This is a genomic window from Pantoea sp. PvP021 (assembly GCF_054056055.1).
The window spans coordinates 304,434-329,440 of sequence record NZ_JBSRXX010000004.1; the positions used below are offsets into that span (position 1 = coordinate 304,434).

A 25,007-nucleotide genomic window follows, 5' to 3' on the forward strand; every position below is an offset into this window, starting at 1 on the left:
TTATTTCTTTTTCAGGAGCAATCCATGAGTATATCTCTGTTCAGCGGCACTCCCACGGTCATTGGTCATGACAACCGCGGCCTGACCGTACGCGATATCGTGTATCATCGGCACCCCGGCTCACCGGAAGCCACTGATGAGCGCATCACCCGTCATAGGTATGACGGCCGTGGCTTCCTGACACAGAGCGTCGATTCGCGTCTGCATGAAAGAGGGCTGGCCAACTTCAGTTCCGTGACGGACGCGGCTGGCCGCGTCCTGCGCGCCAGAGGCGCAGACAACGGAACTATTGTGATGCTTAACGACGCCGCCGGCCGGGCTTTTATGACCGTTAGTAATATCCTCACCACTGAGGACGACACGGAAGACCTGAGTCAGGCGGTGACACGCAACTGGCAGTATGAGGAGGGTTATCTGCCCGGACGGCCGCTGAGCGTCACGGAACAGGTCACAGGTGGCGCTACCCGTATCACGGCACGCTTCGTGTACGCAGGCGATACTGAAGCGGAGAAAAAACTGAATCTGGCTGGCCAGTGCGTCAGTCATTACGACACGGCCGGTCTGATGCAGACCAGCAGTTTTGCCCTTACCGGCGCGCCGCTCTCCGTCACCCGCCGCCTGCTGAAGTACGCGGACAATCCTGACGTTATGACTGACTGGCATGGAATGGACGCGCCGGCCTGGAACGACCTGCTGGATAGTGAATCTCAAGCCACTCTGACCATCGCCGACGCCACCGGGGCGGTGCTGGCCACCACCGACGCACGGGGCAACCTGCAGCGCGTGGCGTACGACGTGGCGGGCCTGCTGTCGGGCAGCTGGCTGACCGTTAAGGGCGGCAAAGAACAGGTTATCGTCGCCTCCCTGACGTACTCGGCCGCCGGGCAGAAGCTGCGCGAGGCGCACGGCAACGGCGTGGTGACCTCGTACGCGTATGAGGTGCAGACGCAGCGCCTGACCTGTATTAAAACGGCACGCCCCGCCGGGCACGCATCCGGTGCGAAGGTGCTGCAGGACCTGCGCTATGAGTACGACCCGGTGGGCAACGTGCTCAGCGTCCGCAACGACGCCGAAGAGACCCGCTTCTGGCGCAACCAGAAAGTGGTGACGGAGAACACGTACGCCTACGACAGCCTGTACCAGCTGGTCCGCGCCACCGGGCGCGAGATGGCCGGTGCCGGCCTGCAGGGCAGCAGCTTACCGCCCGCTACCGTTCCCCTTCTCACCGACAATTCAGCATATACAAACTACACCCGTGTTTATAGCTACGATACTGACGATAATCTGACGCAGGTTCGCCATTCTCCAGCAACGGGCAGCGGTTACACGACAAAAATTACCGTCTCAGATAAAAGCAACCGGGGCGTGCTGAGTACGCTCACCGAAAACGCCGCGGACGTGCATGCGCTGTTCACGGCGGGCGGGCAGCAGAGGCAGCTGCAGCCGGGACAGAGTCTTGTCTGGACACCGCGCAACGAGCTGCTGAAGGTAGTGCCGGTGGTGCGCGACGGCGGCACAGATGACGGGGAGAATTACCGGTACGACGGTGACAGCCAGCGTATCCTGAAGGTCAGCGTGCAGAAAACCGGAGCCGGCACGAAGACGCAGCGGGTACTGTACCTGCCGGGACTGGAGCTGCGAACCACGGCCAGCATAAACAGGGAAACTGAGAGCCTTCAGGTGATTACGGTGGGTAAAGCGGGACGGGCGCTGGTACGCGTGCTGCACTGGACGTCAGGCGGGCCGGGGGAAATCACTGACTACCAGCCACGTTACAGCTACGTTGGCATGTTGGGTAACTGTGGGCTGGAGCTGGATGCTGACGGCAATATTATCAGCATGGAGGAGTACTATCCGTATGGCGGGACAGCCATCCTGACAGCACGCAGCCAAACAGAAGTGGATTATAAAACCATCCGTTATTCAGGCAAGGAGCGTGATGCGACGGGACTGTATTATTACGGCTATCGATACTACCTGCCGTGGGTGGGCAGGTGGCTTAGTGCAGATCCGGCGGGCACGGTGGACGGGCTCAACCTGTTCAGAATGTGCAGGAATAACCCCGTACCAATGCTGGACAAAGATGGGTGTGCTCCAGAGTATAATCCACGAAAAGACTTTAGTAAGTTGGAAGAAAAAATGAAAAGTGAGTCTCCTGAAGTACAGCGTAAAGCAATACTAGGCATGGCGTTGACCAGTTATCTTCTTGAGTTTGAAATAGATGCCAAGCTAGGTGGAAGTCTAGTTGCCAGGCTATACGGAGCAGCGCGTGCCCCCAAAGATATTGATATTGACATTGGAAATCGTGATGGCTCACCCATCAGTGTAAGTAAATACAAGTCAAAAATAAAAGGCTTGGAAAATAAGTATATAAGCTTGCCCGACAGTTTGATAAAAATAGAGTCTGTTGCAGAGAAATCTGGAGTTCTACATATTAAACATAGGATGATAGTCAACGAAACTTCACTATATATCGACCCTTTTGAAGAGGAAGATCAGGAAAATGTCGATATAAAATTATTCTCGAATTCACCTGTACATGAAGAAATTGTGGATATTGGAACTTATAATATATTTGAAGTTGCAGGTTTAGTTCTCGGTTCGGATCCCACTCCGCATGTGAAGCCAGAATTGCTGATTGCGGGTTTTCTCTCGAGAATGGATGTCGATAAAAATGATTCTGAACAGTCTCTCGCTCTGATCAGGCATCTTTCCTCAGAAGGAAGGAGCAACACCGAGATTGAAGAAAGGGTACTATCGCATGTTAACCAGAATCATTCAAATTTCAATAAGTTGAGTGGAAGGTTGAAAAGCGTTCTTTCGCATTAACGGTGGCAAGTCAGTAAAATTTGCACTGCCTGTTCTTCAGGCAGTCAATCAATTTCTTTATTCTAACCTGCTTGGTCCCCCCGACGCGATGCAGAATCGCTGCACAATCTAGCATGAAGAGAGTTCGCTAAATGCGATCAATTTCTCTCAGCGCTTTGGTCAGCCCTTTTGTTTGGGATAACTAGAAAACTTTTTTAACATCAGGGATGCTGTCACTGCTCCCTGCTTTATTGAGGTTACCAGATGCAGCACTCCACGCCAGTGAATTTCGATCTCTTTCAGGTTCAGGCTGCTTGTTGATATCAGTGACTGAAGTACCGGGTATTGGTACGCTTTCCCTTTGATAAATAGTTCCCGGCTGCACATATTTCTCACGGCGTCCCGGGGGGGTATTTGCCAGCCAGTCCTCCTGTCAGGAGTGTTTTTCGCTGCGGTAACGCTGTGGATTGTAACGATTAAGATAGTTCCATAGCCATACGTTGTCCTGCAGCGCTGTCTCCGGTTTATGAACTGATACAGGGTTTCATGCGCCTCTTTGACGGTCCAGAGCGGATAAACTACTTTACCTTTGGACCGTACCGACGTCCGGGTGCCATCCTTGCCTGCCGGTGTATGCGTCAACCAGTCAACCTTCAGGAGCTGCATCACATTCTGGAATACATGGCTTTTGATCACAGGTCCATTATCGATGGTACAGCTTTTTCCGACGGTCCTGCAAAGGAAATTCAGACCTGACCTTTGGTGTCAGTTCGCAGTTTCGGCGCGGCAATCAGTTCACAATAATGTTCCAGTTCAGACGAGGAGAGTATCCGTAGCAGATCATGATAGCGGCGGTGAGCTTTGCGTGGCATGAGGACAAAGCGAAGGGCATGGCAGACCGTCGTGGCTGAAATGCGCGGCAGCGGCAATCTGAGTGGTGCGTTCAGCAATTTTTGGCGGCAGGCGATCCTGCAGGTCATTAATGCTGTGGGCCAGTCGATCCAGGCGTGTCACCATCAACGAGACGCAGGAGCTGCAAGTCGCTACTTCCGGTCCGGCTGCTTTCGCTGGCTTTTTCTGCATGAATGATTTCACGCACGGCAGCGCGGAGAATTCGCGTCTGCAGGAGAGATCCTGGTCACTTGGTGAAACGCGTGCATAGTCATAAAATGCCATGTTGCTAAAAGTGTCTCTTTAGGCTTCAAATGAGAAAGACTCAACATGCAGATGAGGAAAAAACAACCCAAATGAGACAGAAAAACTGTCTCACAGGGTTGCCGGTATTGAGTAGACTCATAAATGCCGATCAAGTTCAGCAAGCTAATATCTTATTGTCATTCACTAATTATTTTTAATGTTTATCCTTTTTAAAGGTAACTAATCATCAATATACTATGTGATAGTAAAATTAAATTTTTAATTCCATCATAATGATGCACGCCTTTTTCCTGATAAGCTAGCCCAGTTTCCATCTCCATTCATTCCTCTTGACCACCCCCCTAATGCTCCTGAAGCTCTTTGCCCAAATATTTCAGGCGAAGCTAAAAATTTTGATGGTTGTAAACGTGCACTCAGGCCGGATGCCTGAACCCAGGAATCAATCATACCGGGACCAGAGACAAACATTGTTATTTCACGACGAACCATCGGTATAAATCTTTTTAGTCTCCACATAACATCATCAACAGAAACCCGGTTATAGGGTGATGACTGGAGTTTTTTACTGAGCCAGTCTTTTCCTGCTGCTCGGCCAATCCCCATGTCATATAATTTTCCATTATAAGGAGCTGTGGCATACGATATCATTCTGTCGAGACTGGCTGAATTTTCACTGGCAACTATTACTGCATTTGAAACTCTCGGATTCCTCTGCCATAATTCGTAATGGATGAGGAGGTCGGATGGCCCAGTACTGCTTACCCTTTGGGATGTTATTTTCCCTAAACTACTCTTTAACATCACATCGACATCCATATAAATTCCACCGCCTGCTTTTTTTAGAACTGCTAATCTCATGAGGTCAGAAGCAGCTGCATAGTTTGCATAAGGGGTATTCCGTGATTCACGAGCTATAGCTGAACTCAATACGTGAGGAAGTTCTGGCGGTGTCTGGATACTTATTTTGTTTAATAATTCCTTGCTGTAACCTCTCTCAATTAGATTATTCTTTAGTTTGTCAGGAGAATCACTCCAGAGATTTACCTTATAACTTGGGTTATTTGATTTGAAATGTATCATATTGCTTATTGCATTAGCCGGGATCTCAGCATTACCCAACCAAATATAATGAGCGATCTCAGGATACATACCATCTACATCCCTGAATATTATAGGATTATTCCGCACCATCCTGAACAGGTTCAGCCCGTCCACGGTACCTGCCGGGTCGGAGCTCAGCCACCGGCCCGCCCACGGCTGGTAGTACCGGTACCCGTAGTAGTACAGCCCCGTCGCGTCACGCTCCTTACCCGAGTAGCGCACCGTTTTGTAATCCGCCTCCACCGCACTGCGCGCCGTCCACACCGCCGTGCCGCCGTACGGGTAGTACTCCTCCATGCTGATGACGTTCCCGTCACCGTCCAGCTCCAGCCCGCTGCTGCCGGTGAGGTTATCGTAACTGTAGCGCACCTGACCGTTGCTGATGTCAGGCGGTTTGCCGCTCTCCCAGTGCAGCGCCCGCACCTGCGCCCGGCCCGCCTCACCCACGGTTATCACCTGCAGGCTTTCCGTTTCCGTGCTGCCTGCTTCAGTCGTGCGCAGCTCCAGCCCCGGCAGGTACAGCGCCCGCTGCACCTGCGTGCTGCTGCCGGTTTTCTGCACGCTCACCTTCAGAAGCCGCTGGCTGTTGCCGTCATACCGGTAGCTCTCCCGGTCTTCCGTTACACCGTCACGCACCACCGGCGTGACCTTCAGCAGCTCGTTACGCGGCGTCCAGACCAGGCTCTGACCCGGCTGCAGCCGGGTCTGCTGTCCGCCCGCGGTGAACAGCGCGTCCACGTCCGCGGCGCTTTCGGTGAGCGTACTCAGCACGCCCCGGTTGCTTTTGTCTGAGACGGTGATGTTTGTCGTGTAACCGCTGCTCGTGGCGGGGGCGCGGTGACGGATTTGCGTCAGGTTGCCGGCTTCATCATAGGTGTAGTGGCGGGTATAGCTGGTATACGCGGAGCCGTCTGTGGGGAGGGGAACGGTAGCGGACGTTAAGCTGCTGCCCTGCAGGCCGGCACCGGCCATCTCGCGCCCGGTGGCGCGGACCAGCCGGTACAGGCTGTCGTAGGCGTACGTATTCTCCGGCACCACTTTCTGGTTGCGCCAGAAGCGGGTCCCTTCGGCGTCGTCAGTCATGTTCAGCACGTTGCCCACCGGGTCGTACGCATAGCGCAGGTCCTGCAGCCCCTTCGCACCGGCGGCGTGGCCGGCGGGGCGTGCCGTTTTAATGCCGGAGAGGCGCTGCGTCCGCGCGTCATACGCGTACCAGGTCACCACGCCGTTGCCGTGCGCCTCGCGCAGCTTCTGCCCGGCAGCCGAGTACGTCAGGGAGGCGACGATAACCTGCTCCCTGCCGCCCTTCGCGGTCAGCCAGCTGCCCGACAGCAGGCCTGCCACGTCGTACGCCACGCGCTGCAGGTTGCCCCGGGCGTCGGTGGTGGTCAGCACCGCCCCGGTGGCGTCGGCGGCGGTCCGGGTGGTGTATGCCTCACCGCCCAGCTGGTCGTTCCAGGCCGGCGCATGCGCACCCTGCCAGTCAGTCATAACGTCAGGATTGTCCGCATCCTTCAGCAGGCGGCGGGTGACGGAGAGCGGCATGCCGGTCAGGGCAGCGCTGCCGGTCTGCACCATGCCCGCCGAGTCGTAATGGCTGACGCAGGCTCCCGCCAGGTTCAGGGCCTTCTCTGCGTCCGTATTGCCGGCGTACACGAAGCGTGCCGTGATGCGGGCAGCCTCGCCTGTCACCTGCTGCGTCACGCTGACCGGACGACCGGGCAGGTCTGCGTCCTCATAGTGCCGGGTGAGGGTGACCGCCTGACTCCGGTCGTCTTTGCCACTGTCGGGGGTGCGGATATTGCTGACCGCGATAAACGGCCGTCCGGCGGCATCATTCAGTGCCACGGTGGTCCCGCTATCGGCTCCCTGCGTGCGCAGGATGCTTGCGGACAGGCCAGTCAGGTACGTGAAGTTCGCCAGTCCGGCGTCGTGCAGGCGCGGGTCGGCGCTCTGCGTCAGAAAGCGGCGGGCGTCGTACTGATTACGGGTGATGAGCTCACTGATGACGTCGGGTGTATCCGGGTGGCCATGGTAGGCGATGTTGCGTACGGTCAGGCCGCGGTTGTCGGGAACCGTGACAGCAGGGGTGTTGCTGAACAACGATGTGTTCATTGTATTCTCCTTTTTTTATTATGCAGCCAGTCAGGCTGCAAAGAAAATCATACAGCAATCAGGATGGTTTCACTTGGATGGCTACTATTCGTGAAATGAGCAAACAGATCATAGGAAACTAGTGGAGAAGCCATCGTTTCTGGGGGCTTTGATAGGGCTCAATCTTTAGGGGGCTGATAAAGTGCGGGCAGGGGAGGGATGTGATTACACGCAGGTGCGGTAATCGTACCGGTCCATCCGCTATGGCATTACTGTTATTTGACATCGAGCGGATGAAAAAGGGTATGCGTTGCGACCGGCGAAGGTGCGAAGCCCCATTTAATATAAAAGTATCTCACTGCGTTACTCAGTGCGTGAACCTGGATGGCTTTCGCGCCTGCGTGAATCGCCACGTTCAAAGAGCGCTTCACCGTATCTCTCATGCTGCTCTGACGTTACCGGCGCATTGAGGGCTTCAGCAAATGCGTCGTAGCGTTCTGCATCCAGAATGAAGAGGCGCTGGTCCAGCAAAACGTTCTCTGCTTCGCGGCAAGCGACTTCAAGCATGAAATCCGTGCGTGATTTGGATAACAGGCTGGCGGCCATATCAATCAGCTCGCGTTATAAGGGCTTTGCGCGAATGTTGATCGGGGCTTCTTTGATTTGTGCGCTCATGATTATCTCTGTGTAGCGATTGTGTGTAAAGTATACGCTGACGTATAACTAAACGCTACACGTCAGGCAGTCAAAGGCACGAAGCTTCCCTGTCTGTGCCGGTGGCCGGTCAGCGCCACGTCAGGACTTTTTTTCCCGATATTCATCGGATTAATATATGTTGTCTTTTTCACGCTGACCGACGCCAATAAAAAATACCGTAACAACGTCATCTGTAACGGTATAGGCCAGACGATAAATACATTACTTCAGCTTTATTTTGTACAGGACTTTACGTCCATAAAGTTCACCAGCAGGTTCGTGAAGATTATTTTAGCGCCCGGATAAATGCTGCTCATGTATTTTTGGTAATCATCAGCTTCCAGACGGTTTGCTTTGAGATGCTCAGCCCGAAGCCGGCATTGAATAACCGCCATGACGCTTGTTAATCAGTTCTTCCGGGCCGCCTTCGCGATACAGCTCAACCAGGCGACGGCATTGCCGGTGGTTCAGTTCCATCGATTCGGCAGCTTCATCGAGCGAGATATCCCTCGCCAGATGCGCTTCAATGACGTCTGCCCGAAGCTGGCCACGCAGAAGTCTTAAAGATTTATCTTCACTCGTGTATCCACCTTTTATTGCCGCCAGCCAAAGCGGGCAGGGGAAAGACCTCATCGCTTCAGTAGGGAATAAAGTCTTAAGGGCTGACCAGCTCCAGTTCGTGGCTTTCGGCTCCTTAAGTGCGCGTTTCAGAACCCGCCTGCGCGGCATTTTTTTACTCCGTGAACGCTGGACTTCTGCTTCCAGTCCGTCCTGCTTTTCCAGCGCCAGCCTTAGCACCGCACCCAGTCGCTTGTTATCAACGATCGCGTCCTGATCCACGCAGGCGAGACGGTCAAAGACCTGATAGCGTCGTAGCCTGTGCGCATACCGGAAGGCGATTCTGCTGTCCGGATACTCGTTGACCGTGGATTTTTCACCAGCGATACAGATGTTTTCATCAATCGGTTCAATTATATATATCATTTTAGCATACTGAAATGTCAGCGATTCCGGGAGTTTTATGCTGGTCCTGCCAGGCAAAGATATTATCGCGTTCTTCAGACATTATGTCTGAAGAACGGTGCAAATCCTCTGGATACTAACGAGTCTGATAGATCCGTGACTTACGTCGCGAGTGCGGATCCCAGAGACCATCAGCGATCATCCTGCTGCGCAGCGTCCCAATGGAAATTCTGATGCTATGAAGTTAGAAATGCCCCTCGGTGGTTAACGCAGGGCCGAAATAGCTGTACTTTTCAGGAAGCAGCGTCAGTATTTTAAATCGCAACTCATCAGGGGCACGATTGTTTGCGGGCTTGCCAAGTTTTCGGGATGACAGTCCGCCAGTACCGTCATTCTAATAGCGGCTGAGAAGTCGTTGCACCTGATGGATGCCGAGGTCCATAAGTTTAGCTACGCGCGACAGCGTCAGATGTTTATCATATAGTTGCTGTAAAACAGATATGCGGTCGAGTTCTTTCTGGCTTATGGTGACCAACATAATAGTGATACTCCTTGCTGTATGAATAAGGACAGGCTGACCGAAGTATGACATTTTACATTTGCTGAAACACAACAATAACGCTTTGCACTGGGACCGTAGTGCGTATAACATAGATTATGTTAAATTAGATGGTTTTTATGTTTAGTCATTGATTTAAGGCATCACCTCCTAAACTAAACTCACGACACTTCTACCTCAATTAAAACAATATCCCTGATACCCTCCGGGCTACATCATTTTACTGAAAATACAATCAGTCCCAGAGTCAGCACATTGTACAGCCTGCTTATACTGGCTGGAATGACCTGCTCCAGAATCAGATACAACCTTCAGCACGCTGAGCGTCATAACGGCAGGCAGACAGGATAAACCTGTAAGCCTGCAGACACGACGTTGCAACAGACCGATCGCATCACACATCAACACTACGGCTTCCCGCTTCTGATCTGTCGTCAGTACTTTCGACGCAGAGCCACCTGAAGCGCCTCCTTATCCAGCATGGCTTCGGCAAGCAGCTTCTTGAGGCGGGCGTTATTCTCTTCAATCGACTTAAGCCGCTTACCTCAGATAACGTCCATGCCACCAAACTTCTTGCGCCAAGTGTAGAAAGTGGCGTCTGAAATAGCATGCTTGCGGCAGATTTCACGAGCAGAAACCCCGGCCTCTAGGAGAATACTGATGATTTGTTCGTCAGAATAACGCTGCTTCATAGGGAAGCCCTCACGTTACTGATGAAGATACTACTGACATTATGATGTATTAATCAACGGGGAGCAGGTCAGGAAGATATTTCTGCAGTTGCCATTAATGTAATGTCGGTCTCAGAAAATGGTATTGTTACTGTGTAGACTCATAGAAGAAAAAAATTTTGCTATCACTCTTTTTTGATACCATGGTCTAAGTATTTTCGAAAGGGCTAAAATCATTAACTGTTGACATTATTAACAGGAGAATACTTAATTATAAAACCATATGCGGTGATTGATTGTTTTTTGACCTCACTTTAGGCGGAAACCATGCTCTTCGCAGGGCATAACTATAAAATTAGCACGCTAGGTAATTCAATCTGGATGAGCGTGACTAAGCTTTTATCGAAAAGTGGCGGGAGAAATTAGCTGGCTGCGTATTCATATTCAACCAGCTATGGCGCCCTTTTGGGTAAAAATTAACACAGCTATTTTAAATCGATTGTATATGCCTGAAATATTGGGGAGAAGTATCGTGAAATCTAATCATTCGTTTTATTCTCGAGTTTCTGACTTCAAATGGAAAGTGGCGTGCATTAGTTTAGCACTCTCTGCTGCGATAAATGCTAATGCCAGCACAGTCGAGATCGTCACAGATACCGACATTTCATCAAGCACTACCGAGGATTACTATCGCGTGCACGGCGGCGCACTACTATCTGGATCTGAAGCTAGAACAGGCAACCTTTCCGTCGGTTCCTTCACAGATCCTACATCGGGTAGAGTTCATTTAACCGAAGGGTCGTTAATAAACGGTTTTATTGAGTTGTATGATAACGGTTCAGCAGAGCTTGATGATGCAACCGTAACTTCCAGTATTTATGTAATTGACACTAACTCTAATTTAGTATTGAAGCGCTCTTCTGTTCTCGGCGTGATAGAGGCTTCAGGCGGTACGATTCAGGCGAGCGACTCGTCGATTAACAGCATCAGTTTAAGCTCAGCCGTTAATAATGTTATCTTGACGAATAGCCACATCGCGTCAGATACATCCAGCATAGCAGCGCTCTACATGACAGATGAAAGCGCTGCAAAACTGATAGGAAGCACTGTTGAAGGTTCTGTCGGCGTACAATTCGACAAAGCTGCTGCAACTAATAATTTTACTTCATTAATCGTCGACCACTCATCTGTCAGCTCAACGACGGGACCTGGAATAAACGTGGGTTTTGCAAGTTTTGGTTCCGAAAATGCAGGCAAGGCTGACATCCTGATGTCCAATAATAGCCTTCTAAATGCCAGTAATGGCACCGCCATGAATGTTCAATATGGCAGCGAAGCCAAACTTCGCAGTGATGCTAGTCGTATTGAAGGTGATATTATCGTCGATGATACAAGCAGCGCTGAAATGTCCCTCAATAACAGCAGTTATCTTCGGGGAAGAGTGCTAAACCTGAATAGCATGACAGTTTCAACAGGGTCAACCTGGGAGATGACGCAGAACAGTAACGTTGGTGCCATGGTGATGAATGCCGGCTCCGTAAATTTCGGTGTATCGCGATCATCTGAGTTCCGTACGCTAACGCTCGGAGAATTGAGTGGTAATGGCGAATTTTACATGCAGACTGATGTGGCAGGCCAGAAAAGAGATTTCCTCAACGTTACCGGCAGTGCAATTGGAAGCTATCTATTGCACGTAGCTAATACCGGTGCTGAACCTGAAAAATCTGCAGTTATCACGGACTTGGTTCATGCTGGTAGTGGTGACGCCAACTTCAGTCTGACCAACGGCAAAGTAGATATCGGAACCTGGCAATATGAATTGGTTAAACATGGAAATGAATGGGGACTGGTGCAGGCTGGCACCGCATTTGTTGACCCTGATGGACGTATTGTTCCTGTTACACCTACCCCTGTTACCCCTACCCCTGTTACCCCTACCCCTGATAAGCCTGTTGACGATATTGTCTCCATCAACCCATCACCCGGCCTTTCGACCTCAGCATCAACAGATGCCGTGCTGAGCATGGCATCTGTACAGAAAAATATGTTTTATGGAGAAATGGATATACTCAGGAATCGAACGAGCGAAAACAACTTTGCTGGCGGAGCATGGGGAACTTTCATCAATAATGCCTCACGCTTCAATGGTGCATGGGGCTCCGAATATCGTTTGCATCAGAATGGACTTTTGCTCGGAGTAGATACGGCGACGTACACGTCCTTTGGAAACCTCATAACGGGTATTTTTCTCAGCCAATCCGGAGGTGATGTGAAGCATGCTCGTGGTGGTAAAAGCAACGTGGATGCATGGGGAACCGGCCTGTACGCAGTTTTTAATACTGCCTCAGGCTGGTATGCAAGCGGAATATTAAAAGTAAACCGGTTCAGCAACGACCTTTCAGCCGAGATGAGTGATGGTTCAGCCGTTTCCGGCTCATGGGATTCCAGCGGCTGGGGGGGAATGCTGGAAGCAGGTTATCACTTTTATCCCACCGAAAATGCGAGTCTGACACCTTACCTCGGGCTTAGCAGCTTTCAGAATCAAGATAAGCACATTAGTCTTGATAACGGTATGAACGCTGAATTGGGCAACGGCCGTTCACTGCGAGGTGAGGCAGGTATAAGAACGGCGGTTGATTTGCATATTGCGGGAGCTAACGTAACACCATATGCAAATATTGCAATTTTGCAGGAAATGGCGAAGAGCGATAGTGTGAAAATTAATAACGATTTTAATTTTGAAAATGACTACACTGGAATAAGTGGTCGGGCCGGGGCTGGTGTCAGCATATCGGTAACGCCATTGTCACGTATATGGATCGAAGCAACATACAGTAAAGGTGAGCATAACGAAACGCCTTTTGGCGGGAGTGCTGGCGTCCGGATAAGCTTCTGATCATGCAGTAACCAAATTGCAAAATTAACGGAAAAATCTGTATAGGTTTTTAATCAGTAGCATTAAAATAATGCCTGGTAACCTGCTAGGCTTATTTTTTTATAATGACGCTAATCTAACTGGTTCAGCATTAAGAATGTTACATTCTCAACCTGGGAAGGACTTATTGAAACCGTGTTCATCCTAATTAATGGATAATTTGACATTTATACCTACCTGAGCTGGATACAGTGGGAACTATGAAAATTCGTAACAGCAAAATCGATGACGACTTGTTTATGCCTGGTCATTCCATCTGGAAAAAAATAGCTCTGTATTTATACGAAGACATTTGCCACAAATTGATGCGCCCTCAAACGCTTTTACGTTACATCGGGGATGGCTCTCTATATCCTGTCCCTTTACAACCTGCACAGGACACCCTGTGGACACGATCTGTGGTGCGGTGGGAAGATTGGAAAGGTGAACGATTACGCTTCTCTGGCAGCGCTGAAAACGGAATTGACTATCGTTGCCCTAATGGTCAGCGTAACAGACTTGAAAAGGATTTCTTACGCATTCCAGAACTGGATAGTTTGATCAAAAAGAAAACTTTTGAAAACTACAGACTGAACATTGATGATGTGTTTGGGATATCTGCTTCTAAGTCTATGACCCATGACATAGAAAGCATTGATGACTTTCCGTTGCTACGTTGTCGGGATTTTGTTGAGCCGATATCAATAGAACATCTTCAAAAGAACATGTCTCATGGAGAAATCAGGCTTGATGATATGCGATTTTCAGATTTCGAGTGGGCTAAGCGACGAATTCACTGGCATAACGCAGGCGGATCACACCATTTTGCCGCTGCCCGCTATCAGGCTATTCGTCTTGGTTGCCGCGTAACTCTGTCTGGCAAGCTGAACAGGTATTCTGTAGATAGTGACTGCCTTTTTCAGCTGAGAAACCGATGGTCGATGTACCTGTTGCCCAAACATAAGGTCTTTGGAAAATTCTATGAGTCGATGGCTGCGTTTCAGTGTGCTTTCGGCCAATGCGAATTACCAAGAAATTTGCACAATGCCCAGGAAAGAGACGAGCAGCTTACCGTCATCTGGCTAAGTAAATACGATCCTAAAGCTTTAGCAGTAGCTCAGGTATTGGATATAAGTGGGTTTGCGGATTTTGGCCTTATTCTTGATGCATTGGGAAAATCAGCAGGTAGTTTGAACCAATAATTTCGTTCATGGAAATTTTATTCTCAATGATGACATGTTCATTTTTAGGCAGCGCTACGTGAAAATTCAGGGAATTACCCCCCTTCCCTTTTTGTCAGAATTCACGTAGGAACGCTTGTTCTTTTTAAGCCTTATTTTTACCCACTGCCGTCAGGAGCTTACCTATCTGTGCTTAAGCTTCTTTCAGCTGATCTGTAATGCTCTTATTTTTATCAAATGCAGAGCGGCTTGCGTTGCGCTCCGCAGCTAAAGCCCCATCCAATTCTGAGCATGTTTTCCTGCTTTCATGCAATAATTCCAGGGTGTTTTCATATCGTTCATCTTTTTCTTCAAGCCTTTTATCTTTAGCAAGGCCAGACGCGATAAGCTCATTTTGAATACTCTCAAGTTCTTTAATCCTCAAATCAGCTGAGTCAATAAGGCTGGTTTTGTCTTTCACTTCTTGGAGGAGATCGGCGCTCTGCTTCTCAAGCAATTGATGATCTGTAGTCAGGCTGGCCAACTTTTTATGGATCTGACCTGCCCCCAGGATTAGATACAACCGTCAGTTAGTAATGTCGACTTGTTTACCTTCACATTTTCCATTTCGCCACCGTGCTGCAAACTCTGACGGCGTCAGATAATTCAGTGCCGAATGTGGACGACACTCGTTATAATCCTGCCTCCAGTCGTTAATGGTTTTCCTGGCGTGAACGATATCGCTGAACCAGTGTTCGTTCAGATACTCATCGCGAAAGCGTCCGTTAAAACTCTCAATAAATCCGTTCTGCGTCGGCTTACCTGGCTGAATAAGCCTTAGTTCCACACCATGCTCAAAGGCCCATTGATCGAGCGCGCGGCAGGTAAATTCCGGGCCCTAGTCGGTTCTTATTGTCGCCGGATAGCCCCGAAACAACGCGATGCTGTCCAGAATACGTGTGACCTGAACGCCTGAAATACCGAAAGCAGCGGTGATCGTCAGACACTCCTTCGTTAAATCATCCACACAGGTCAGGCACTTTATCCTGCGACCGTTGGCCAGTGCGTCCATAACGAAATCCATCGACCATGTAAGGTTCGGCGCATCCGGGCGAAGAAGCGGAAACCGTTTGGTCGCCAGCCCTTTACGGCGTCGTCTGCGTTTTACGCTCAGTCCATTAAGGTGGTAAATACGGTATACCCGCTTGTGATTGACGTGAACGCCCTCCCTACGCAGCAACTGCCAGATGCGCCGATAACCAAAACGACTGCGTTCAAGCGCCAGCTCAGTAATACGCCCTGATAAATGGGCATCAGCCGCCGGACGCTGAGCGTCATAGCAGCAGGTCGACAGGGACAAACCTGTGAGTCTGCAGGCACGACGTTGCGACAGACCGGTCGCATCACACATCAACACCACGACTTCGCGCTTCTGGTCTGTCGTCAGTACTTTCGCCCAGGAGCCACCTGAAGCGCCTCCTTATCCAGCATGGCCTCGGCGAGCAGCTTCCTGAGCCCGGCGTTCTCTTCCTCAAGCGACTTCAGGCGCTTAACCTCGGGCACCTCCATACCGCCATACTTCTTACGCCAGGTGTAAAAGGTGGCGTCGGAAATGGCGTGCTTACGGCAGAGCTCACGGGCAGAAAACCCGGCTTCAGCCTCGCGGAGGATACTGATGCTCTGTTAGTCGGAAAAACGCTTCTTCATGGGGGTTTCCTCAAAGACGTCACTGACATCGCGGCGTGTAAATACATGGGGAGTAGGTCATCCTGCAATCTATAGATTATGAAGGCATAAAATCACACCATCTTATAATGATTAGACGCTTAGCTTTAGAAGACTTCAAAAGAGAGTGGAAAAATTAACTTGTCATAAAAGACATGAAAGATCCAAAAGACTGAAAGTATGCTCAAATCGCTGGTCATCCCTGTATCTTGTTTTCTGTAGTTGTTAGCTCCGATGAATCTGTGTCATCCATCAGGATTCGATCCTGTGTGTCAGCTTAGGTCTCCTGCTTCCCCTTTCACGCCAGCATTAGCTTTGAACAGTTGCCAGAAGCAGCGACTCCGCATGCACAAGGGAAACAGGCGTGATGGTATCAGGTGAAAGGAGACGCAAAATGATACAGCCCGGTGTTGATGTCGGGAAAAGTAAAATTGATGTCTGCCTGCTTGCGGAAGGCCCGGGTTAGGAAAAAAACTAAGGTGCTTTCTAACGGACCGGACGTGGCCTGGCAGTTAATGGACTGACTGGTAGCCAGAGAAGTCATTCTCTCTGAGCTGCAGGTCATCCTGGAGCCGACGGGAACCTATCATGAGCATCTTGCTTATGGTCTGCATGAAAAAGGACTTCGCGTGGTGGTTGCCAGTCCGGTCCGCTTACACTCTTTTGCAACAGGTATGGGCATTCTGACGAAAAACGACCATGTAGATGCCCATGTTCTGGCACTCTATGGCGCACTGCGCCAGCCGGAAGCATGGGTGTCCCCGCAACCGGCCATCCGGGAACTGAAAGCGCTGCTGAAAAGGCGCGATGTGCTGCGGGAAGATATGTAGCGTGAGCAGAACCGGCTGGAAAAACTGCACGTCACCCGCTTTTCCACACGCGTAGAAGCTTCAGTAACAAAAATGATTGCGGCGCTGGATGCAGAGCTGCTTTCGATCCAGCAACAGATCGGCGATCATATTGATAACTATCCGGGCCTGAAGCAGGACATGAAGTACATGACGTCGGTGAAAGGCATTGGTAAGCAGGTGGGCTCGAATACGCTGGCAGTGCTGCGTGGAAACGCCTTCAGCAGCCCGAAACAGGCGGCGGCATGGCTGGATCTTGTTCCCCAGAAGAAACGGTCAGGCAGTTCAGTGAACGGCCGGTCACGTCTGACCCAAACGGGTCCGGCCGATTTACGGGCTAAACTTTATCTCAGGGCCATGACGGCGATAAAACACAATTCCATGCTCAGGATTTTCTACGAGCGCCTGTTAAAAGCCGTTAAGGCTAAAATGTCAGCCCTGTGCGCAGTGATGAGGAAGCTGGTTCATATCTGTTATGCAGTGCTGATGAAACAGCAGGAGTTTGACCCGAATTACAGCTCATAAATTTGACTATCAAGACAGTAGCTGACACGGTTGCAAGTCTGCATTGAATGCATGCTGTAGAAGAGGAACAATATCTTATAGCTATTCGCGCTTAGATTGTGATGAGTATCGAAATGAAGGAGGGAAAAGCATACCGAATAGAGTTAAAAATAAGGATAAAACCGCCATGTGGCGGTTCGATCATGCAGGTTTCAGATCAGAAAATCGGCCAGCGATTTACCAGCGTCAATTTGTTCTTTGATGTAACGTGGAGTACGGCCCTGCCCTGTCCAACTTTTTTCGTCACCGTTTTCATCAGTGTACTTATATTTTGCAGGGCGTTCAGTGCGCGTTTTGCGAGGTTTTTCAAAAGACTGTGCAGATGTAAGATCGTCAAGATCGATACCATCTTCGATTAGCATAGCACGATATTTTGCAACTTTTTCAGCACGTTCGAGAATGGCATCAGCATTTGCTGCTTCATCGTTACGGCGTTCTTCAACAACAATCGTAAGCTTTTCGAGCATTTCTTCCAGAATGCTGAGTGGTAATTCACGCGCTTGTGCGCGAAGTGTACGGATGTTGTTCAAAGACTTCAGGCTGTCACTCATTAAAACCTCTCGATAGAAGGAAAATTGTCATTTGTCTGGATGTCATATCCTTATACATAGGTTATGTAATATTTCAAGCGGAAATAGTTGTATTTGAAATTATTGTGATCCCACTGTTCAATAAACGGTAAAATTTATACTGGCATGCAGTACTATTTTCGAAAGTAGGATACGTATCTACCCTCAATAAATACTTTTTAATGGTATCTCATGCGGTTATAATTTATACATTAGAATATATCTGTAATAGCTTTTTACTTACAGTTTTTCAAGCATTGGCGTTGACTATGAAAAATTCATAAAATCAGCAAAGTTTTTTACCCTGGAGAAAGGCGAGATGCAGATTTTGAGACCAACAGTGAGGATTTCAATCATGCTTATGAGCATTTTCTCAAAGCATCGGGTTAGATTAAAAATAGTAGATTTTGATCAGTTCAAAAGGCTTCGCACGGATGGATAAAAAATCTGCTAAAGCTAATAAGCGCCTGTTTGCGCATGGTAATAGTAGCGGCTTGCAATCAAAACCCCTCCGACTCGCAATCAGCGTAAATTTCGGCCCACATTAACTGCAAATGAAAAACACCACCGGCTGACATTAAGTGGTAATGGGCTCGCATCTATTCTGCCTGGCTCGCAATCCATTCCACCGGACTCACAATAACTGCAAATCAACATTGTCATATCGGTAGACTAACCGCCAGCATTCTGTCGCGCAGTTCTGCCATACGGGCAGGGTCTACTTATTGTTAGATAATGCTCTGATTTCAGCAGATTTTGCATCGAACTGCTGTATCATGTCTTTAACCGTTAACCATGCCGGGTGAGCCTCGGTTCCAGGTCATCCGGCTGGCGTGACAGCATAGATTAAATCAGCGTGGCGGTAATCGGCTTTTTAACTATCTGGTATCGTGCTTCCATCGCCAGAGTCAGGTGCAACTGGACCTGCAATGTTGTACTAAGTCTCATCGCTAGCAGGTCAACGGCTTCGCTCGTCAGAATATCTTCCGGCTTATCCTTTCCGGTGCTGGTCTTCAGCAACCTCTGGATATATTCGCGCTGGTTGCTGGTGATCCCGTCCGGAGTAAAAATATCGATACGATAACCGATTTCCTCCATTGTCGGATGACACAGGTCATTACGCAGTTTTGGGTGATCGGCCACAACGACAGACAGCCGTCGACCGCCATCTTCAACCACCTCCATCAGCTGTTTGAGCCCCGTCAGTGTGTTGCCGTCCAGGTCATGCGCCTGATCAACAAACAGTGCCACCAGGCGTTTGCCTTTTTTGACCAGCTCCAGCAGTTCCCGTTTGCGGCGTTCACATTGTTTGGGGCTCGGCACCTGCTTATCCTGCGCCAGGTCGTAGAACAGGGCGTTAATCAGCATGGCGAGCCGGACACTCTGTTTGTCAAACGACAGGAAGTGGGCGACAATAATTTTTTTTTCATCCATCAGTGGCTGCTGCAGCCGTCGCAGAGTGACCGTTTTGCCATTTCCGGCCACGCCACAGACGGCTATCAGTCGTCCTTCGCGTATCGCCCCTTAAGGTCTTTCAACAGTGGATTATGGTGAACAGTTTCATAATACCCCGCCGGTTCAATAGACTGCGTCAGTCCATAATGCTCTATCACTTCAACCCGCATGGTCTTCTCCTTATGGTCTGTTACGAAAATAGTCTCTGATGTGGGCGAGTACTTCACTACGGTTAAGCATCTCAGTCAGAATACTGTCGATAAACGCCCGGTCTTCAAGCGACATTCTGGCCAGCGGTATGGCTAGAACATCGGCAATTGCCAGTTTTGCCGCAATAAATTTAGGAAAGTGGTAATCAAATTTTCGGGTATCGAAGGGCTGAGGTAGCGCGGAGAATTTGTGTCTGCAGGGTCAGATCCTGGTCGCTGGTTGAAATACGGACATAGCTGTAAAGTGCCATAATGATGAAAACTATCTCGTTTAACTCGAAATGGTGAAAACACAACACCAGAGTGGTATAAAAATAACCCAAATGAGACAGAAATACTGTCTCATCGGATTGACTGCTTTGGGTCTACTTATAAAAGGCAAATCAAAATATTTTGAAAAAATAGCCTGAATAGTATTAGTAAATTACAATGATTTCCAACGCGGACTCGCGATAAGAGCCGGGGATCCGGGTTTGAAATTTTTTTTCTGCTGGGAAAAATAGCTGTAGGAATTAGCATTTTTTGCAGCATAAGCGAGATAACGAGTCGCTGTTGTAAAAGAGTCTGCATTTTTCAGCGCATCCAGACTTCCTCGGGTACGTCGTTGTAGGATAGTTTCCTCGCGCTCTCCTTTACTTGTCGGTAGCTTGTCTGGTTCAAGAAGAGCGAGCATACCATTTAACTCATGATATCCCTCATTCTTCACCACCCCAATATACGCCTTATCTTCCGTGTTCAGGCGGAGGTGAGAAATTTCATGAATCAAAATATGAGCCAAATGATCAACGCCAAGTGTCTCATTTTTTTTGACTTTTCCCAGTATATCCGTATAGGCATTCATGTAAATTTTCTCCCCTCGCTGAAATGCCTGAGTATCGACTTCGGCTGCTACACTCTGCGAGGTTTCTCCAGATGCGGTTATCTTCAGCGGCGAATATTGGATATTTCTTTTCGTATCCAGTTTATTTACCCCCTCTAACACGCTTTTTATTTGTGTCTTCCATATACCTAGTTTTTCTTCTCCCATATGCAACCCAAAAAACGTCTTATAGATATCTAATGCTACTTCATTATTAGATGAGTTATTCAAAAATTTTTCAGCGACTGATAATTGTTCTGCAGCTAAATATTTAGCTTCTTTAATATAGTTTCTGCCGTTCTTCTGTTGGAATTCCCCCTCATTTGGAGCAAGTCCATCCTTATCAAAATACCTTAGAGGATTATTCCGTACCATCCTGAAAAGATTCAACCCGTCCACTGTGCCAGCCGGGTCTGCGCTAAGCCACCGACCCACCCACGGTTGGTAGTAGCGGTACCCGTAATAATACAGCCCCGTTGCGTCACGCTCCTTGCCCGAATATCGCGCGGTCTTGTAATTCGCTTCCGTCGCGCTGCGTGCTGTCCATACCGCCGTACCGCCGTACGGGTAATATTCCTCCATGCTGATAATGTTGCCGTTGCCGTCCAGCTCCAGCAGGCTGCTACCAGTCAGGTTGTCGTAACTGTAACGCAACTGACCGTTGCGGATGTCAGGCGGTTTGCCGCTCTCCCAGTGCAGCGCCCGCACCTGTGCCCGGCCCGCCTCGCCCACGGTTATCACCTGCAGACGCTCCGTTTCTGTATTGCCTGTTGAGGTCGTGCGCAGCTCCAGCCCCGGCAGGTAATGCACGCGTTGCGTCTGTTGGCTGCTGTTTGTTTTCTGCATGCTGACTTTCAGAAGTCTCTGGCTGCTACCGTCATAGCGGTAACTTTCCCGGTCATCCGCGCTTCCATCTCGCACCACCGGCGTCACCTGCAGCAGCTCATTACGTGGTGTCCAGACCAGGCTCTGCCCTGATTGCAGCTGTTTCTGCTGTCCGCCCGCTGTGAACAGTGCGTCAACTTCGGATGGCATTGGTGTCAGTGTGCTCAGCACACCACGGTTGCTGCGGTCGCTCACCGTGATAGCCGTGGTGTAATTGTTGCCCGTCGCCGGTGAGCTGTGGTGTATCTGTGTCAGGTTGCCAGCGTTGTCATAGCTGTAAGTGCGGGTGTAGTTGGTATATGCGGAACTGTCGGTGGGAAGGTGGATAGTGGCGGGCGGCAGGCTGCTGCATTGCTGACCGGCATTCGCCATTTCGCGCCCGCTGGCGCTAACCAACTGATACAGAGTGTCATAAGTGTATGTGTTCTCCGGCACCACTTCCTGGTTGTGCCAGAAGCGCGTTTCTTCGGCAATATTGGTGATCTTCAGGACATTGCCCACCGGGTCATATTCATATCTCAGGTCCTGCAGCACTTTCACACCTGATGCATGCCCTGTTGGTCGCGCCGTTTTAATCCTAACCAGCCGCTGCGTCTGTGGCTCATACGCATACGTGGTCACCACGCCATTACCGTGCTTCTCGTGCAGTTTCTGCCCGGCTGCAGAATACGTCAGGGACTGCACGATAGCCTGTTCCGTGCCGCCCTTCAGGGTCAGCCAGCTGCCCGACAGCTGCCCGGCCACGTCATATGCCACCCGCTGCATATTGCCCTGTGCATCAGTGGTGGTCAGCACCGTGCCGGCAGCGTCGGCAGTGGTCAGGGTGGTATACCCCTCGCTCTCCCCTGCGAGCACGTCATTCCAGGCAGAGGTTTCCCCGCCCTGCCAGTCGGCCATGACGTCAGTGTTATCCGCGTCCTTCAGCACACAGCGGGTCACAGCGAGCGGTACGCCGGTTAGCGCCACGCTGTCCGTCTGCAACAGGCCGGCGGTATCATAGTGGCTGACGCAGGCAAGGGCCAGGTTCAGGGATTTTTCTGCATCCGTATTGCCGGCATACACAAAGCGTTCTGTGATGCAGGCGGCTTCGCCGGTGAGCTGCTCTGTGATGCTTAACGGCTGCCCCGACAGTGTTGCGTCCTCATACTGCCAGGTGCGGGTCACCGCCTGACACAGGTCTTCCGTATCTTCATCAGTGGTGCCGATGTTACTGACCGCGATAAACTGCCGTCCTGCGGCATCGTTCAGGCTGAAGGTGATGCCGCTATCGACTCCCTGTGAGCACAGGACGTTGCCGGCCAGGTTCGTCAGGTAGCTGAAGTTTGCCAGCCCTAATTCATGCAGACGCGGATCAGCGCTCTGTGTCAGAAAGCCGCGGGCGTCGTACCGGTAGCGGGTGATGCGCATGCTGGTGACCTCCGGGATATCCGGGTGGCGGTAGTACGCGATATCGTGCACGGTCAGGCCGCGGTTATCGAGGGCAGTGACAGCCGGGGAGTTGCTGAACGGTGATGTGCACATGGTAATCTCCTGTTTATGCTGTGCAGCCGGTATGACTGCACAGAAAATCATACAGTAATCTGGATGGTTTCGCGTGTATGGGAGCTTTCAGGGCCGCATGGAAAAAGACGCTAATAGTTAAATTTAATTTTCAGTTATTGTGAGCCCGATAAAATGGATGGCGAGTCTGGCAGGATAGATGCGAGCCCATTATCACTTAATGTGAGCCGAAACTGCGTTTGCTAGCCCTTACAGTTAATTGCAAATGATAAATGCTATACATTTCACCGGGGTCGTAATAATGGCAAATTAACAAAATGATGAACCAGTGCCTGCAGCGTATAAGCAGATATATTTTACAGAAACGCCCAGGCTGTCGTGGCCCTTATATCATTCGTAGGTGGTCAGCATGGGCGGCAAGAACTCACCAGTACCCAGACCTGCTTCTACATTTAAGGACTGGCTGACGCTTTAATGCTTACAACTTTGCTAAGGTGTTGCTGCTTGAAACACGGGCATACCCACAAAGTGCCACATGAAGTAAACCTTATGCCGTCCGGTTTGCACTATGTCCAGTGGAACACCCGTCGCGTCTTCTGAATGCATCTGGCTTTCTGCCAGCTAACTTCAGCCGCTCGTTGCGCGGCGTCCCGATAAGGCTTTGCCCCTGCAGCAGCCGAGTCTGCTGCCCGCCCGCGGTACACAGCTGCCGGATAGTCCCAAAAACACCGGCAGCGCCATTTAAAAGGGGTCAGTGTGGCCTGTTGGTATCAATTTGAAGAGCGGGACTCAATTCGGTAATCGGGTTAAATATATGGATAACTACCAGAACGACGTTAAAAGTATCGTTCACATGGTCAACAAGTTTAAATTTCATTTTTTATCCTGCTCTTGTTTAAAATTGTCAGAGAAGTCTGTACTGCTAATTTTCATTTATTGGCTACGCATTTTATCTCTTAAAAGAGCCTTATATTGTTTTATTTTTAGCATGGAAGTGAGGCTTAATGTCATAGGTGACAGTGTCACTTTTACCTATCGTTATTTTTATGTTTCCTGCGTGCTCAATGAATATCTAACGAAAATATAAAATATAAGTCTGTACTCGAACCTTGATAAAAATCTCTCAGTAATAATAAAAAATCTTCGATTTCGTATCATTATGTGATGAATATAAATTGACTTGTTGACTTGTTGACTTGTTGACTTGTTGACTTGTTGACTTGTTGACTTGTTGACTTGTTGACTTGTTGACCTGCTCCCCGTTGATTAACCCACCGCGATGTTAGTAATGTCTTCATAAACTACATCCCCATGAAGAAGCGGTTTTCCGACTAACAAGACCGTGTGATTTCAGGAATTATGTATTGACTGCCCTGATCAGTGTGAACCACCACTTATTTATGAGGATTACGCCGCCATAACGCCATCAGTAATGCGTTCAGGACAATATCTTTTGTCGTCCGGGGTTGCATTGATCAGCCGATAACTTTTCGGGAGAACTGATCAACCACTACGGCCAGATACAGCCAGCCTTCATGGGTCTGGATGTAGGTTATGTCCGTCACCCAACGCTCATCCGGTGTGTTCGGATTGAACTGCCGCTGGAGCCTGTTGGGTGCCACGATGCTGGCCTCACTTTTGCGTGCTAGTGGGCTCCGGTACCCGACGTAAGCTTTTATTACGGCACGCCTCATCAACCGGCAGACCCGGTTCACTCCGCAATGTATAGCACGGTAGCACACAGATCGAGATGGATCTTGCGATAACCGTAGAGACTCTCATACTCAAGCCAGAACTATTTCTGCCCGGTCAGCATCTGGTCTGCCTAGTGACGTTGTTAATGTGGCTCCTGAAGCCAGAAATAAAATCCACTCGAATGAACATCCAGAACCCGACAGAGCAGACGAACAGGCCAGCAATGGCTGTTGTCACGGATAAAGGCGTACCTCAGTCGGACAGTTTCGCGAAGTACGCCGCGGCTTTTTTTAGTATGTCTCTCTCTTCATTAACACACTTCAGTTCTTTCTGAAGTCGCTGGATCTCAGAGTAGGCATCGGACTGCGTTTTAGTGGCTGATGAATCAGGGCCATACTTTTTTACCCAGGGATAGAGGCTGAGGCGGGTGATATCAAGACAGGTGGCGACGCTTGCGATGGAATGGCCGCGATCAACAACCTGTTTGACCGCTTCAATTTTGAACTCTTCGGGATAACGTAACAGCTCATGGGCACCTCTCTTAAGCCATTTTAAATGACTCTGAGGTGTCTGT

Annotated in this window: 11 protein-coding genes and 8 pseudogenes; 5 read left to right on the forward strand and 14 right to left on the reverse strand. The window is 49.8% G+C overall.

Annotated elements, in window-relative coordinates; genetic code table 11:
* Positions 1-24: 24 nt before the first annotated feature.
* Positions 25-2,829, forward strand: a complete 2,805-nt coding sequence (locus tag ACVKSX_RS14455; protein ID WP_354439165.1) for an RHS repeat protein — start codon at positions 25-27, stop codon at positions 2,827-2,829.
* 130 nt (positions 2,830-2,959) lie between these two features.
* Here ACVKSX_RS14455 and ACVKSX_RS14460 read toward each other — a convergent pair.
* The 6 genes and pseudogenes from ACVKSX_RS14460 to ACVKSX_RS14485 all read right to left on the reverse strand — a co-directional run.
* Positions 2,960-3,183, reverse strand: a pseudogene (locus tag ACVKSX_RS14460) (Tn3 family transposase); the annotation flags it as partial.
* Between the two features lie 591 nt (positions 3,184-3,774).
* Positions 3,775-3,984 (reverse strand): annotated as a pseudogene (locus ACVKSX_RS14465) (recombinase family protein); the annotation flags it as partial.
* Positions 3,985-4,233: 249 nt separating this feature from the next.
* Entirely contained in the window at positions 4,234-7,182 is a 2,949-nt protein-coding gene (locus ACVKSX_RS14470) for an RHS repeat-associated core domain-containing protein (RefSeq protein ID WP_457170972.1), read from the reverse strand.
* A 342-nt stretch (positions 7,183-7,524) separates the two neighbouring features.
* Complete coding sequence (locus ACVKSX_RS14475) at positions 7,525-7,776, reverse strand: type II toxin-antitoxin system TacA family antitoxin (RefSeq protein ID WP_307378610.1); 252 nt, start codon at positions 7,774-7,776, stop codon at positions 7,525-7,527.
* Between the two features lie 444 nt (positions 7,777-8,220).
* The gene (locus ACVKSX_RS14480) at positions 8,221-8,841 is read right to left on the reverse strand and encodes a helix-turn-helix domain-containing protein (protein ID WP_163796328.1); all 621 of its coding nucleotides are present in this window, start codon (positions 8,839-8,841) and stop codon (positions 8,221-8,223) included.
* An 854-nt stretch (positions 8,842-9,695) separates the two neighbouring features.
* Positions 9,696-10,071, reverse strand: a pseudogene (locus ACVKSX_RS14485) (transposase); the annotation flags it as partial.
* A 388-nt stretch (positions 10,072-10,459) separates the two neighbouring features.
* On the opposite strand from ACVKSX_RS14485, the gene ACVKSX_RS14490 reads away from it, so the two are divergent.
* A complete protein-coding gene (locus ACVKSX_RS14490) occupies positions 10,460-12,946 on the forward strand; it encodes an autotransporter outer membrane beta-barrel domain-containing protein (RefSeq protein ID WP_307378441.1) in 2,487 nt (828 codons plus the stop codon).
* Positions 12,947-13,185: 239 nt separating this feature from the next.
* A complete protein-coding gene (locus tag ACVKSX_RS14495; RefSeq protein WP_163762539.1) occupies positions 13,186-14,166 on the forward strand; it encodes a DUF6685 family protein in 981 nt (326 codons plus the stop codon).
* A 172-nt stretch (positions 14,167-14,338) separates the two neighbouring features.
* Here ACVKSX_RS14495 and ACVKSX_RS14500 read toward each other — a convergent pair whose 3' ends face one another.
* Both ACVKSX_RS14500 and ACVKSX_RS14505 read right to left on the reverse strand, forming a co-directional pair.
* Positions 14,339-14,668: a hypothetical protein gene (locus tag ACVKSX_RS14500; RefSeq protein WP_163762540.1), complete on the reverse strand. Its 330-nt coding sequence runs from the start codon at positions 14,666-14,668 to the stop codon at positions 14,339-14,341.
* A 42-nt stretch (positions 14,669-14,710) separates the two neighbouring features.
* Positions 14,711-15,801, reverse strand: a pseudogene (locus tag ACVKSX_RS14505) (IS3 family transposase).
* A gap of 656 nt (positions 15,802-16,457) precedes the next feature.
* Between ACVKSX_RS14505 and ACVKSX_RS14510 the strand changes: the two are divergent.
* Together ACVKSX_RS14510 and ACVKSX_RS14515 are read left to right on the forward strand one after the other, a co-directional pair.
* The gene (locus ACVKSX_RS14510; protein ID WP_242459349.1) at positions 16,458-16,679 is read left to right on the forward strand and encodes a hypothetical protein; all 222 of its coding nucleotides are present in this window, start codon (positions 16,458-16,460) and stop codon (positions 16,677-16,679) included.
* 72 nt (positions 16,680-16,751) lie between these two features.
* Positions 16,752-17,222 carry a transposase gene (locus ACVKSX_RS14515; protein ID WP_242459348.1) on the forward strand — a complete coding sequence of 157 codons (471 nt, stop codon included), beginning with the start codon at positions 16,752-16,754 and terminating at the stop codon, positions 17,220-17,222.
* Positions 17,223-17,413: 191 nt separating this feature from the next.
* On the opposite strand, the gene ACVKSX_RS14520 is transcribed toward ACVKSX_RS14515, so the two are convergent.
* The 6 genes and pseudogenes from ACVKSX_RS14520 to ACVKSX_RS14545 form a co-directional block, all read right to left on the reverse strand.
* A complete protein-coding gene (locus ACVKSX_RS14520) occupies positions 17,414-17,812 on the reverse strand; it encodes an H-NS family histone-like protein (RefSeq protein ID WP_132500316.1) in 399 nt (132 codons plus the stop codon).
* Positions 17,813-18,489: 677 nt separating this feature from the next.
* A pseudogene (locus tag ACVKSX_RS14525) lies at positions 18,490-19,512 on the reverse strand (AAA family ATPase).
* Positions 19,466-19,678 (reverse strand): annotated as a pseudogene (locus tag ACVKSX_RS14530) (IS481 family transposase); the annotation flags it as partial. The pseudogenes ACVKSX_RS14525 and ACVKSX_RS14530, both read right to left, overlap by 47 nt.
* Positions 19,671-19,790: pseudogene (locus ACVKSX_RS14535) on the reverse strand (recombinase family protein); the annotation flags it as partial. The pseudogenes ACVKSX_RS14530 and ACVKSX_RS14535, both read right to left, overlap by 8 nt.
* Positions 19,791-19,918: 128 nt before the next feature.
* The gene (locus ACVKSX_RS14540; protein WP_163762541.1) at positions 19,919-22,759 is read right to left on the reverse strand and encodes an RHS repeat protein; all 2,841 of its coding nucleotides are present in this window, start codon (positions 22,757-22,759) and stop codon (positions 19,919-19,921) included.
* 1,376 nt (positions 22,760-24,135) lie between these two features.
* Positions 24,136-24,958: pseudogene (locus tag ACVKSX_RS14545) on the reverse strand (IS3 family transposase); the annotation flags it as partial.
* Between the last annotated feature and the right edge of the window lie 49 nt (positions 24,959-25,007).

Excerpts from the sequence above, each read along its gene's own strand:
- ACVKSX_RS14455 (WP_354439165.1), top strand. The coding sequence starts at position 25 with ATGAGTATATCTCTGTTCAGCGGCACTCCCACGGTCATTGGTCATGAC.
- ACVKSX_RS14495 (WP_163762539.1), top strand. The coding sequence starts at position 13,186 with ATGAAAATTCGTAACAGCAAAATCGATGACGACTTGTTTATGCCTGGT.
- ACVKSX_RS14540 (WP_163762541.1), bottom strand. The coding sequence starts at position 22,759 with ATGTGCACATCACCGTTCAGCAACTCCCCGGCTGTCACTGCCCTCGAT.
- ACVKSX_RS14515 (WP_242459348.1), top strand. The coding sequence starts at position 16,752 with ATGATTGCGGCGCTGGATGCAGAGCTGCTTTCGATCCAGCAACAGATC.
- ACVKSX_RS14520 (WP_132500316.1), bottom strand. The coding sequence starts at position 17,812 with ATGAGTGACAGCCTGAAGTCTTTGAACAACATCCGTACACTTCGCGCA.
- ACVKSX_RS14480 (WP_163796328.1), bottom strand. The coding sequence starts at position 8,841 with ATGATATATATAATTGAACCGATTGATGAAAACATCTGTATCGCTGGT.
- ACVKSX_RS14470 (WP_457170972.1), bottom strand. The coding sequence starts at position 7,182 with ATGAACACATCGTTGTTCAGCAACACCCCTGCTGTCACGGTTCCCGAC.